The organism is Desulfothermobacter acidiphilus (assembly GCF_052073645.1).
GTDB classification, from domain to species: domain Bacteria; phylum Bacillota; class Desulfotomaculia; order Desulfotomaculales; family Ammonificaceae; genus Desulfothermobacter; species Desulfothermobacter acidiphilus.
Genome location: NZ_CM125440.1, coordinates 744,024 through 756,494, shown reverse-complemented (window position 1 = coordinate 756,494; position 12,471 = coordinate 744,024). Strand labels below are relative to the sequence as shown.

General features: G+C 58.7%; 9 protein-coding genes and 1 pseudogene. 6 read left to right on the top strand and 4 right to left on the bottom strand.

Going from position 1 to position 12,471, the window contains the following annotated elements; all coding sequences use genetic code 11:
- Nucleotides 1–5: 5 nt before the first annotated feature.
- Together ACTLLP_RS03920 and ACTLLP_RS03915 are read right to left on the bottom strand one after the other, a co-directional pair.
- A complete protein-coding gene (locus ACTLLP_RS03920) occupies nucleotides 6–791 on the bottom strand; it encodes an ATP-binding protein (protein ID WP_441060966.1) in 786 nt (261 codons plus the stop codon).
- Nucleotides 792–928: 137 nt separating this feature from the next.
- A complete protein-coding gene (locus ACTLLP_RS03915; RefSeq protein ID WP_441060963.1) occupies nucleotides 929–2,299 on the bottom strand; it encodes an FMN-binding glutamate synthase family protein in 1,371 nt (456 codons plus the stop codon).
- Between the two features lie 205 nt (nucleotides 2,300–2,504).
- Between ACTLLP_RS03915 and ACTLLP_RS03910 the strand changes: the two are divergent.
- Both ACTLLP_RS03910 and ACTLLP_RS03905 read left to right on the top strand, forming a co-directional pair.
- Nucleotides 2,505–3,953 (top strand): annotated as a pseudogene (locus ACTLLP_RS03910) (ISLre2 family transposase).
- Nucleotides 3,954–4,405: 452 nt separating this feature from the next.
- Entirely contained in the window at nucleotides 4,406–4,669 is a 264-nt protein-coding gene (locus tag ACTLLP_RS03905) for a hypothetical protein (protein ID WP_441060961.1), read from the top strand.
- Nucleotides 4,670–4,751: 82 nt separating this feature from the next.
- Here the strand turns inward: ACTLLP_RS03905 and ACTLLP_RS03900 are convergent, their stop codons facing one another.
- Entirely contained in the window at nucleotides 4,752–5,267 is a 516-nt protein-coding gene (locus ACTLLP_RS03900; protein ID WP_441060958.1) for a PepSY domain-containing protein, read from the bottom strand.
- A 149-nt stretch (nucleotides 5,268–5,416) separates the two neighbouring features.
- Nucleotides 5,417–6,646, bottom strand: a complete 1,230-nt coding sequence (locus ACTLLP_RS03895) for an IS256 family transposase (protein ID WP_441057497.1) — start codon at nucleotides 6,644–6,646, stop codon at nucleotides 5,417–5,419.
- 270 nt (nucleotides 6,647–6,916) lie between these two features.
- Between ACTLLP_RS03895 and ACTLLP_RS03890 the strand changes: the two genes are divergently transcribed.
- The 4 genes from ACTLLP_RS03890 to mutM all read left to right on the top strand — a co-directional run bounded on the left by ACTLLP_RS03890 (nucleotide 6,917) and on the right by mutM (nucleotide 12,438).
- The gene (locus ACTLLP_RS03890; RefSeq protein WP_441060955.1) at nucleotides 6,917–7,615 is read left to right on the top strand and encodes a response regulator; all 699 of its coding nucleotides are present in this window, start codon (nucleotides 6,917–6,919) and stop codon (nucleotides 7,613–7,615) included.
- Entirely contained in the window at nucleotides 7,612–8,958 is a 1,347-nt protein-coding gene (locus tag ACTLLP_RS03885; protein WP_441060953.1) for an ATP-binding protein, read from the top strand. The genes ACTLLP_RS03890 and ACTLLP_RS03885 overlap by 4 nt, the downstream gene beginning before the upstream one ends.
- Nucleotides 8,959–9,043: 85 nt before the next feature.
- Nucleotides 9,044–11,638, top strand: coding sequence for a DNA polymerase I (gene polA / locus ACTLLP_RS03880; RefSeq protein WP_441060950.1), 2,595 nt, complete (start codon nucleotides 9,044–9,046; stop codon nucleotides 11,636–11,638).
- Complete coding sequence (gene mutM / locus ACTLLP_RS03875) at nucleotides 11,638–12,438, top strand: DNA-formamidopyrimidine glycosylase (protein WP_441060947.1); 801 nt, start codon at nucleotides 11,638–11,640, stop codon at nucleotides 12,436–12,438. Before polA ends, mutM begins: the two co-directional genes overlap by 1 nt.
- Nucleotides 12,439–12,471 lie beyond the last annotated feature (33 nt).

Sequence of the window (12,471 nt, the reverse complement as noted above, 5' to 3'; positions counted from 1 at the left end):
CCCGTCTAGACAGCGGCTTGATCAGCCACAACGGCCACGAGTTCGATGAGCGGCTGTCGGGCCCCGCTCAGAGGAAGAGGATCGCCTTTGAGGTTGGCCTGCAAAATGCCGGGGATGAAGCCCAGAGCTCCCAGGACGGGCACGCCCCTGGCGGCCAGCTCCCGGCGGAGGAAGGCCTCGGTTTCCTGGTCCACCTTGTTCAGAAGCGCGGCGAACCGCTTCCCCGCTTCGGCGCTCAAGGAGCGAGCTCTCTCGGCCAGCAGCAGGGCCTCGTGCGAGGGATCGACTACCATCAGCACCAGATCTGCTCCCTCCAGCAAACCGCGGCCGAAATGCTCCACCCCGGCCTCGGTGTCTACCAGCACCCACTCGTTGGGCTCCACCCGGAGGCGCTTGAGAAAAGAACGGGCGAGAGCTCCCATGGGACAGGCGCAACCTTCCTTGCTGTGCTCGATTTTACCGATGCGCAGAAGCTTGAGCGGCCACTCACCCGAAGTGCATCCCGGAGGCAATTCGGCCAGCCCAAAGTCCTGAGTGAAAAAGTTGACCTTTTCCCCTCCCTCTTCCTTGAGCGCCGCCATCAACTGCTTCCGCACCGCCGGTTTGCCCCCCAGGTAGCCCATTAGGGTGACCTCTGGAGCCGGTTGGCCCAACATCTGCGGCAGTCCCAGATTGGACTCGTCCGCGTCCACCACCAGAACCCGATTTCGCTCCGCCAAGGCTTTGGCCAGCAGAGAAACCACCGTGCTCTTGCCGCTGCCACCCCGGCCACAAACGATGACTTTAGGCATTAAGGTTCCCCCCTCTAGCCCGACTCAGATTTAGAATTATTATTCTCTACCCGCCGACTTCATCCTGCCATAAATTGCTCCGAGAGAGAAAATTAAGCGGCGGAGAGGGGCTTCCCTCTCCGCCTGCGATGGCCGGACTACCAGTCAAGCAGGCGCTCGGCCTCTTCGGCATCGACATCCATCAAATACTTGATGCCGGTAACCGCCGCTGCTTCCGGCGTGAGGGCGGCTACGTCGTCGCGGGTGAGGTGTCGGAGGCCAAACTTGCGCGCCCCACACATGAGCTGGCGCAATCCTTGGGCCAGCCGCTCGAAATAAGTGTAAACTCCGATGGCTCCCAGGGGCAAGCGCTGAAACTCTTCCGTACCAAGCAAGTGTTTGAGTTCCGTGGCGGAGATAAATACCTGCTCCACGCGGTCGCCGTATTTCTCGTACTCGGGGAAGATCCGCCCCTCCTGCAAGGATATTCCCACCGTCTTGCCCACCATGGCCGCCGTCAGAGGGGCGCGAGCCATACCCACCGCCTTGACATAGGGAGCTCCGATGGCCAGGGCTTTAAAAATATGATCCTCCAGACTCAAACCCCCGGCTATGGCCACCGGCGGCAGGTAGCGCTCTTTGGCCGCCAAGCGGTCCAGGAAGCGGTTGAGCAGCCCCTGCAGGTAGAGGGTGGGCACGCCCCATTCGTTCATCATGCGCCAGGGACTCATGCCCGTGCCGCCGCCGGCCCCGTCCACCGTCAGCAGATCTAAGCGGGCCAGAGAGGCCAAGCGGACGGCGCGCGCCAGGTCCGCCGGCCGGTAAGCGCCGGTTTTTAAAGTGATGTATTTGGCACCGGCCCGCCGGAGCTCCTCTACCCGCCGCAAGAAAGCTTCCTCGTCCACCACTCCCACACGGGAGTGACGCTCGAATTCCCGAAAAGCCAAGGCGTGGTACGCCTCCTGCACGGTGGGGTCCTCCGGATCGGGTAGGACTATGTAACCCCTCCGCTTAAGCTCCAGAGCGCGATCCAACGAGTCCAGCTTCACCTCGCCGCCGATACTCTTGGCACCTTGGCCCCACTTGAGTTCCACCGCAGTCACGCCGAGGCGCTCGAGACAGTATTCCTGTACCCCCAGGCGGGTGTCTTCCACATTGGCCTGCACCGCAATAAAACCGGGGCCTCGCTGCCAGTCGCGGTAGGCACGGATGCGCCTCTCCATGGCGGGGGAGCGCTGAATCCGGCCGTTCTTGATCTCCGCCTTGGGGTCCATAGCGCAGACGTTCTCCCCCACCACTATGCCCACCCCGGCAAGCGCAGCTCCGGCCGCCAGGTGATCCCAATTGTTAGCAGCTATAGCGGTAGATCCCATGGCAGCTACTACTATAGGCAACCGCAGCTTTATGCCACCGTTAGCACCTAACTCGGTGGTAAGATCGACGTTAGGAAAGATCATGCGTTCGGGATCAGGCTCGATGCCGTGGGGTAAGGTGACCGTGCCCAGAATGGTGAAATGGGAATAATCCACCGGGTATCTTTTCTGGGCAGCAGAGGTGGTGTGGCCAAAAGGAGAGGGATACAAGACTTCCTTGCCCCGGATGGCTGAGCGCCCCACCTCGCAGAGGCCGGGACGAGGGCGTACAATTTCAGTAGGTGACGGAGGAGGTTAATGAAGGAGGAGACCTCGCCCCTCACGGACAATTTTCATGGACTGAAAGGAGGAGCGAGGTCTCATGCACAGTCAACCTATTTCAGACATTCAACCTCTTGCGGACATAATCCTTCTTCTGGGGGAGAAAGTTAGCAAACTAATTACCGAATGCCGCGACTTCTACAAGCTCGAAGAAGAAGTGTACAAGCTCTCTCAAGAAGCTTGCGTGAAGATCTTCGCCTGGGCCCTCGAGGAAATAGACACCTGGCTCGTGAACGCCCGGGACAAGCGCACCTGGAAAGTGATAGGCTTTCGGGAAAGAACCGTAGTTAGCAGCTTTGGGGAATTCAAAGTAAAAAGGCGGCTTTACAGAAACAAAAAGACGGGAGAGGCCAGGTTTCTTCTTGACGAGGTTCTGGGCTGGCCGGAGAGGTCTGGATGAACGCCGCGTTTGAAGGAGATGGCGGTGAAGCTTGGGAGCGAAGTACCCTTCAGGCGGGCAGCGGAAATTCTCGGTTATTTTGTTCCTGGGATAAGCGCCATGGCGGTGTGGCAGGCCGTGCAGGAAGTAGGAGAAGCACTCAGGCAGGAGGGAGAGTCCAGGAGAGAAGCCGTTTTTGAGAAGGGAGAGACACCCGGAGGTAAAGAGAAGACCTCCAGGCTTTACATAGAGGCCGACGGGGTGGTGGTAAGGCTTCAAAGGAGCGAAGAGAAAAGGAAAGAGGTCAAACTCTTCGTAGCTTACACAGGCAAAGAAGCGATTGGGGGTGGCCGGAAGGCTTTAAAGGACAAGCTGGTAACGAGCGGTGTAGGCGAAGGGGAGAGGATGTGGGAGGAAGTTTACTCTGGGGTAGCGAGCCGGTGGGACATGGGTCAGGTGAAGGAGATATACCTTGGGAGTGACGGGGCGGAGTGGGCCAAGCAGGGGGTAGATTACTTCCCCGGGGCGGTACACGTTTTGGACCCTTACCATTTGAACCGGCGGCTTATAGAGGCTTTTTGGCACGATGAGGAGGCCTATAGTGGGATCAGGCAGGCCATTTATCTGGGGGACCGGGAGAAGGTAGAAGAGATTATGGGAGGAGCAGCGAGGAGAGTTCGCGGGGCTAAGAGGAGGAGAATAGAGAAGCTCTGGCAGTATCTCAAGGAGAACTGGTCGGGGATAGTTACCTCTTCTGCTGCGGAGCATCTGGGGGCCATAGAGGGGCAGGTACAGCACAACGTGGCGCGGCGGATGAAGCGGTTGGGAGCCAGCTGGACGGAGGCAGGAGCAGACAGGATGGCGCGGGTTTTGGCTGCTCGAGCCAACGGGGTGCTCGGGAGGCACACTTCTCGTTGGCCGGTACTGCTGGCCAGGCAAGAACATTTGGCTCAGGCGGTGCGGTTGGAGGTAAAGCGGAAGATAGAGGAGGCGGGGAGTTGGCATAAAGCTGGGTTGCCGGCACTGAAAGGACCCTCTGCCGGAGCTCCATGGGTGAAGCATGTGTTGCGGGAACTAAGCCGGCCTAGCCTCAGTAGTTTGATCCCTTAATGGCGCAGGTACCGGGACTATCCTGGCGGCGAGGTTTCCATGAAGAGAAGTTTTCTCCCGAACCACCTACTAACTCTTGACGCGCACAGGCCGGGACAACCGTCTAGACAAGTGACACACATGCCGCTGGAAAAGTTGCGGTGCGAACCGGTGCGTAGTCGGGTTTGCGTGGCTGGAGTGGCGTTCAAACCTTCGCTGTAGCTCATTGCTTCCCTATACCTCCTTAAATGACTCAACGAACAGTTCTAACGGTGGATTTTATGATATTGCTTTAGCAGTGACAAAGCAATACCTGGCACTATATTAGCGCGAAGCCGAACCCACATTTCAGAGCAGCGAAAGCCGCTATTGGGAACCGCCAGGCGGGGGAAATATCCCTAGAGGAAGGATAATGGCTCGAGGTCAAGAATTATACGATAGTATACACTATCACTTAGAAAGGGGCGAAGAAAGTGAGCTACACGGCGGAGGACTTGAAAGCCAAATTCATGGAAATGTACCCGGAGCTCAAGAAGTGCGATGTGGCGGTGGATTTGGAATTTGACCCGCAGCGAGACGCCTGGATCGTTACCTTTAAAAAAGATACGGCGCAGCGTCACGCCTTTTTAGCCAAAAAGGATGCCGATGACTGTATGGAGGGCAGGGTCTGCATTTATCTGGGGGTGCTGATCGCCCAGTACATCAAGGATATGGAAGAAGAGCTCAAGTGCCGCTAAGCTTTGCCTCTCCACTTAGCCGACATTAATGAAGCCCCCCTGCGTGCAGGGGGGCTTCGCTTGGGCTGGGAGGGATGGCAAATTACCGGCCCGTCTCCGGAGCTTCAGGAGCCGCGTCCCTTTCCGCTTCTGCCTTGGCTTCTTTGCCGCCCTTTTCGCTATCCTGCCCGCTGTCCTTGGCCAGCACCTTGCCGTCGCCAGCGTCCACCTTGACGTCCACCAAGCCGGTGGCGGTTTGAACCTCTACGCTGTACACCAGGTAGCCGTTCTCGTTATCGAGATCCACCTTCTTTACCTGGCCGGACACCGCCTGCAGAGCAGCAGCCCGAGCCTGGTCAGGAGTGATCTTGGCCAAGCTCTGGAGGTACTGGGCCTCGGCTTGCTCGTTATCCTGCTGGGGCTCGTTCACCCGGATGCTCCCGGTGTAATTGGGTTGCTGCTCTTCTACTTGGGTGTTAGCCTGATTCTGCACAGCCGCCGGGGTAGCCCCCGGAATCGCCCCCGTGTTGGCCTTGGCCTTTACCAGACCGAAACCCATCCCCGTAACCGCGGTCGCTGCGAATAAACCGGCCGCCAGATAACCCACTAATTTTTTCATTTCCATTTGCCTCCTCTTAAAATTTTTGGCTATTGCATATTGTCGGAAACGTTACCGCCCAAAGTTTTTACTCCACCGTTCCCACCGGTCAAGTCCAATTTTGTGTGTAAAATCCCCTCTGGTAGCCTTTGAGGCTTATTAGAGCCTTGTTAAGCCGCCCCTCTCCCGGTCTTATTGGTTTCGGCTTTAACTGTTCGTTCTTGCTCCTGCCTCCATGTCCAGTACTCCGTCATGTCCAGGTAGCGGTGGCCGGTAGACCTTTCCTCGTCTATCTCCATGAGCACCGCACCAATCAGTCTCAACGCCGCTTCTTCATTGGGGAAAATTCCTACTACCCTCTCCCGCCGGCGAATTTCGCGGTTCAGGCGTTCCATGGCATTGGTCGTGCGCAAGCGCCGCCTAACCGGCTCCGGCAAAGCCATAACCGCCATGGCATCCTCAAAACCAGCCTCAAGTCTCTCTATTGCCCTAGGCGCTACGGCCTCAAACTCCTGCACCACCTCCTCCAGAAGTAGTCTTGCCGTATCCATATCCGGCGCTTCAAAAATGTGTCTAAGGCGAGCATGAAGCTGCTTCTGCCAGGACTTGGGACACGCTTCCAGAATGTTGCGGACAAAATGCGTCTGGCACCGCTGCCAACTCGCCCCCTGAAAGTGGATCATAATGGCGTTTACCAGCCCCTTGTGGTCGTCCGAAACCACCAGGTCAACGCCCTTTAGCCCACGCTTCTTTAACCAGTCGAAGAATTCAGACCAGGTAGCCTCAGATTCGCCGTCCCCAATCATCAGCCCTAGAACTTCCCGGTAACCATCCCGGTTAACCCCGCAAGCTATAAGCACACTCTGGGATCTCACCCGCCCACCTTTCCGCACCTTTGTGACCAAAGCATCAACCAGAATAAAGGGATACTCCTTTTCGCTTAAATCTCGCTCATTCCAGGCCTTCACCAAAGGGTCAAGTCGTTTGCAGAGCTCAGATACCGTCGACTTGGAAAATTCCGTGCCGCATAGCTCCTCGACCACTGCCCTGACCTTGCGTGTTGATACTCCATTGACCACCATCTCCATCAGGGCCAGCAACAATGCCTGCTCGCTCCGCTGGTAACGCTCAAACATCTCCGTAGAAAATTTGCCGGATCTGATCCGGGGCACTTCCAGGACAAGCCGTCCGATCCGGGTTACAAGCGGCTTTTCCCGGTGGCCGTTGCGGTACGCTTGTCTTTCCTCTGTGCGCTCGTATGGTTTAGCTTTGAGCTGCTCTGTAACCTGAGCCTCGAGAATCTGATTTAAGACTTGCTCCATCAACCGGGCCAGACCATCGTCCCGGGAAAACAACTGTTGCAGAACCTCGCCATCTACGGTAACCTGGTAATGGGCCATCCTAAATCCCTCCTGGTAGTGTTGGTTGTGTCACTTCTTCAATCTACCAGAGGGAGGGTGGCCCTTCCTGCTTCTAACCACCCTTTTTACACACTATACCGGACGCTACTTTCCCACCCCCTCCGGATCACCTGACTCCAGTTTACGGCCCAGACCTTACATAGCCATTAGAGCAAGGTTAGAATTGGCTTAGAAATAACTACCACACCTCCGGATCTCCGAGGCCCAGAAGCTATAATTTTAGCGTAAGCTATGGGGAGGGAGGACGACATGGAAAAAGAGGAAGGCAAAGGACGCATTCTGGTGGTAGAGGACGACCAGAGCTTGGCCCGTTTTCTGCAACTGGAACTGGAACACGAGGGCTACCAGGTAGAAATCGTGAATGACGGCTACCAGGCGGTGGTGCGGAGCTCGGAAGAGGAATGGGACCTCATCGTGCTAGACATCATGCTCCCGGGCCTGGATGGGTTCGCCGTCTGCCGCCGGATCAGAGAGAAGTCCTCCGTGCCGGTGATCATGCTCACTGCTCGCGACGCCGTTAACGATCGGGTCCAGGGACTGGACGCGGGAGCGGACGATTATCTATGCAAGCCCTTCGCTTCCGAAGAACTGCTGGCCCGGGTAAGGGCCAGGCTGAGGCGGCGCAACAGCAAGAGCGAAGATGAAAAGATCACGGTGGGCGATTTGGTGATCTGTCCCCGAACGCGGATAGTGGTGCGGGGGGAACAGAAGATCAATTTAACCAAAAGGGAATTTGACCTCCTGCATTTCCTGGCGGTGAACGCTGGGGTGGTGCTGGAGCGGGAAACTATTCTCAATCAGGTGTGGGGGTTCGATTATTTCGGCAACACCAACGTGGTGGACGTTTACATACGCTACCTGCGGGCCAAGATCGATGACCCCTTCCCGCGCAAGCTCATTCACACCGTGCGCGGAGTGGGTTACGTGCTGCGGGAGGAAGAAGCATGAAGATAGCCTGGCGTCTAACCCTCTGGTACACGGCGGCTCTGGTCCTGGTGCTGGCAGCGGTGCTGGCTGCCGTTTTTTTCGGTATGCAGCACTTGCTGGTCAGCCAGGCCGAGCGCGAAGTGCGCGACGCGGCCAGCCGGATCGAGGCCCTGATCACCTCGCCGGAAGGAGGAGGAGGTAACCACTGGCATATCGACCTGGACGACCCGGAACTCACCCAGGTGGCCGGCAGCCCCATCCTCTGGGTCCAGATAACTGGTCCCCAAGGGGTGGTGCAGCGCTCCCATTCGCTAGGCCAGGCCATGCTCCCCGCCTACTCCGGCCCCCCGGTCGAGCGGGAGCTTTTCGGCGAGCAGGCCCTCCTTTACGGCCGCCAGTTCGCCGGCGGCTCGGTGCAGATTGCCCGCCCCCTCACCCAGGAGTACCGTTTCCTCTTCAACCTGCTGCGCTTGTCCTTGCTGCTGGGCAGCGTGGGAGTGGTGCTGGCGGCTTTGGGAGGGCTGACGCTAACCCACCTGGCTCTGCAGCCGGTGGAGAACCTCACTCGCACCATGCTCTCCGTGGGGCCAGAAGACTTGACGCAGCGGGTGAAACTCTCCGGCCCCCACGACGAACTCTGGAATCTGGCTCAGGCTTTTAACCGGATGCTAGACCAGTTAGAAAGAGGGTTCCAGCGGCAGCGCGAGTTTATGGCCGCGGTGTCGCACGACCTCCGCACCCCCCTGGCGGTGGTCAAAAGCTACGCCGGCCTGATCTCGCGCTGGGGGAAGGATAATCCGCAAGTGGTGGCCGAAGCCATCGAAGCCATAAACCGGGCCACCGGCCTGATGGAACGGCTGGCCAACGATCTCTTGCTACTCATGCGGGTGCAATCGCCTGCCGGCGTGCGCCAGGAGGATCTCTTCCTGGACGAGTTGGCCGAGGAAATTGTAGCCGACGCCGTGGTTTTGGCCGAAGGAGTCACGGTGACTAAATCGGACTTCCCCCCAGCTCCCATACGAGGCGATAAGGACTATCTGCGCCGGGCCATCTGGGCGCTAGTGGACAACGCCATAAAGTACAACCATCCGGGAGGAAAGGTCATCGTCTCCCTGACCACCACTGGACAAGAAGCTCGGTTGGCCGTGGAGGACACCGGACCTGGTATCCCCCCAGCCGAAATAGGCCATATTTTTGAGTGTTTCTACCGTCTGGATACAGCCAGGGAGCAAGGGAAGGGCTTCGGCATCGGGCTGTGCCTGGCCAAAAACATCGTGGAAGCGCACGGGGGGCGCATCGAAGCCCAGAGCAAGCCGGGTCAGGGCAGCCGTTTCACCATTGTGCTGCCCCTACGTTCCAGCTGAACTCGCGCCCCTTGGCTTCCGCGGCCCGGCACCAGCTTGATATACTAGCCGTAGAATTTACGGAGGAAAGGCGGGAAAAACCGGGTTGGAAGAAAAAACGCTGCTGCTGCTGGACGGATCGAGCCTAGCTTACCGAGCCTTCTTCGCCCTCCCTTCGCTTAGCACCCGCTCCGGTCAGCCCACCGGGGCGGTGTACGGCTTCACCTCTATGCTTTTTAAGGTGCTGGAAAATCAGCGTCCCACCGCCATTATTGCCGCCTTCGATAAGAGCCGGGTCACCTTCCGCCACGCACTGGCGGAAACTTATAAGGCCCAGCGCCCGGCCACGCCGGATGAGCTAAGACAGCAATTCGACCTGATCAAGGAAGTGCTGGCCGCTTTCAATATCCCTGTGGTGGAAAAGGAGGGCTTTGAAGCCGACGATATCATCGGCAGCTTCGTGAGCCAGGCGGAGCGGGAGGGGTGGCGCTGCCTGATCGTTACTGGGGATCTGGACGCCTTGCAATTGGTATCGCCCCAGACTTCGGTGATCCTTATGCGCAAGGGGATCAGCGATATAGCTGTTTACCATGAAGCGGAAGTCGAAAGCCGTTTCGGCATCGAGCCGCGGCAGCTCCCCGATTTTAAGGCCCTGGCCGGGGATGCCTCCGATAATATCCGTGGAGTACCAGGGATCGGCCCCAAGACCGCCGCTCGCTTGCTGCAAACCTACTCCGCTCTGGAAGAGCTCCTGCGTAGGCGGCAGGAGCTCCCCTCGCAGCTGCGCGCCACCCTGGAAAAGCACGGGGAGGAAGCCCTCCTGGCCAAAAGACTGGCTCTTATCCGCCGGGACGTCCCGCTGGACGCCGGGGAGATACGGCCCTGGCCGGGTCCTAACTTCGAGGCGGTGATCGAACTTTTTTCTCGCCTGGAATTTCGTACCCTAGCGCAGCGGTTGCTGGATCTTTTTCCCCAAGCCCGCCACGCCGCCCCAGCCGCTCCTTACGTTACCTTGAGAGAAGAGGCGGAATGGAAGCGCTTGGAGGAGCGCTTGACCGGGCAGCCCTTCGTGGCCTTGGCCTATCTCCCTGTCAACCGGGGCCGCAGCGCTTCACCGGTTTCGGCCTGCTGCCTCGGAGCCGAAGAACTCTACCTGGTGGAAGGGGAAGCGGCGCATCGGCGCCTATTGCGAGAGTTGGCCGTCAAAAGCCAGTCGCTCAGCACTTACGATGCCAAAACCTGCTTGCACACCCTGGAAACCTACGGCCTCCGGCCCGAAATGATAGGCTTTGATGTTTTGCTGGCCGCTTACCTGCTCAACCCCTCGGCTAGCAATGAACTAGAGAGCATCGCTTTCGAGCACGCCGGAAGCGTGCTGCCACCGGGAGCCCCGCTGCCGGAAAAGGCCCGGGTGATAGGCCAGCTTACCCCTCTATTGAAGAGCAAGATCCAGCTGCAGGAGCAGGAATACCTTTACTACGAGGTAGAACTCCCCCTGGCCGCCGTTCTGGCCAGCATGGAGAAAACCGGGATCAAGGTGGCGGAGGAGCGCCTGCGAGCTCTCTCGCAGGAATTGGGCGAGCAATTAAATCGCCTCGCGGAAACCATCTACCAGCTGGCCGGCGAGCGCTTTAACCTCAACTCCCCCCGCCAGCTGGGCTATATCCTCTTCGAGAAACTCAAGCTCAAACCGGTAAAAAAGACCAAAACCGGGTACTCCACCGACGCTTCCGTGCTGGAAAAGCTGGCCCAGGAACACGAATTAGTGGCTCTAGTGCTCAATTACCGTCAGCTGGCCAAACTCAAAAGCACTTACACCGACACCCTGCCCCAGCTGATCGACCCCGCTACCGGTCGTCTTCACACTAGTTTTTTGCAAGCGGGCACTGCCACCGGTAGGCTTGCCTCGGCCGAACCCAATTTGCAGAATATCCCGGTGCGCGACCCGCTGGGGCGGCGAATCCGCCAGGCTTTTATCGCTGAGAGCTCGGAGCACCTACTCCTCAGCGCCGATTACTCCCAGATCGAGCTGAGGGTGCTGGCCCACCTTTCCGAAGACCCGGGGTTGTGCGAGGCCTTTGCCCGGGAGGAGGATATACACGCTCGAACGGCAGCGGAAATTTTCGGCATCGATCCGGGCGAAGTCACGCCGGAAATGCGGGCCAAAGCCAAAGTAGTCAATTTCGGCATAGTTTACGGGATGAGCGATTACGGTCTCTCCCAGGAACTCAAAATCGATCCCAGCGAGGCGCACCAGTATATAGAGCGCTATTTCCAGCGCTATCCACGGGTGAAGCAGTTTGTGGAGCAGGTTATCGCCCAGGCGCGAGAGCGGGGCTACGTGACTACCCTCCTCAACCGCCGCCGCTACATACCGGAAATCCTCAGCCGCAACCGCACCCAACGCCAATTAGGCGAACGCTTGGCCATCAACACCACCATCCAGGGAAGCGCCGCTGACCTCATCAAGAAGGCCATGGTGGACATTTACCGGCTGCTCCAGGAGAGCTCTTTCGGCTGCCGGATGTTGCTCCAGGTCCATGACGAACTGCTCTTCGAGCTCCCCAGGGCGGAGTTGGCCTCGGTGGCTCCCACCATCAAGCGCGCCATGGAGCAGGCTCTACCTCTCCGCGTGCCCATTAAGGTGAATCTCAAGATCGGCCCCAACTGGCAAGACCTTGAAGCTTACGAGGTGGAGTGATGCCTGAGCTCCCGGAAGTAGAAACCATCCGCCGCCAATTGGCTTCCCAAATCGTGGGGAGCACCGTGGAAGAGGTGCGGTTTTTTACTTCTCCCCCACCGTGGGACTTCAGGCCGCTGCTAGGCCGGCGGGTAATCGGGGTGCACCGGCGAGGCAAGTGGCTCTGGTTGGAGTTGGAGAAAGGTCTGGCGTTGCTCCTGCACCTGGGCATGACTGGGCAGTTGGTCTGGGAAACCGAGCCGGCTCCCCTTCCCGCGCACACGCACCTGGTGCTGCGGCTCGGCCGGGGGCAGCTGCGTTTCACCGACCCCCGGCGCTTCGGGCGGGTGGAGCTCTTGGACAAGGAAAGCTTGCAACAAAGACTGGAAAAGAGGCTGGGGCCCGAGCCGCTCTCCCCCGCCTTTTCAGTCGATTATTTGACCGGGGTGCTGGCACGCAGCCGGCGCTCGCTCAAGAGCTTGCTGCTGGATCAAAAGATAGTGGCCGGGCTGGGGAATATCTACGCCGACGAAGCCCTGTTCGCTGCCGGCATCGACCCGCGCCGCCAGGCCTTTACCCTCACCCCCCAGGAAATCCACCGCCTGCACCGCGCCATTCGCGAAGTCTTGGCCGAGGGACTGGCTCACCGGGGAACCAGCTTCCGCGACTACGTGGACGCGGGTGGAGTTCCGGGAGCGCACCGTCTTTTTCTAAGAGTTTACGGCCGGGAAGGCCAGCCTTGCCCTCGCTGCGGGAGGCCGATAAATAAAATTAAAGTGGCTGGGCGAGGAACTCACTTTTGCTCCCACTGCCAGCGTTGATATGATGGAAGAGTGGAGAGAGGAGGTAACTTA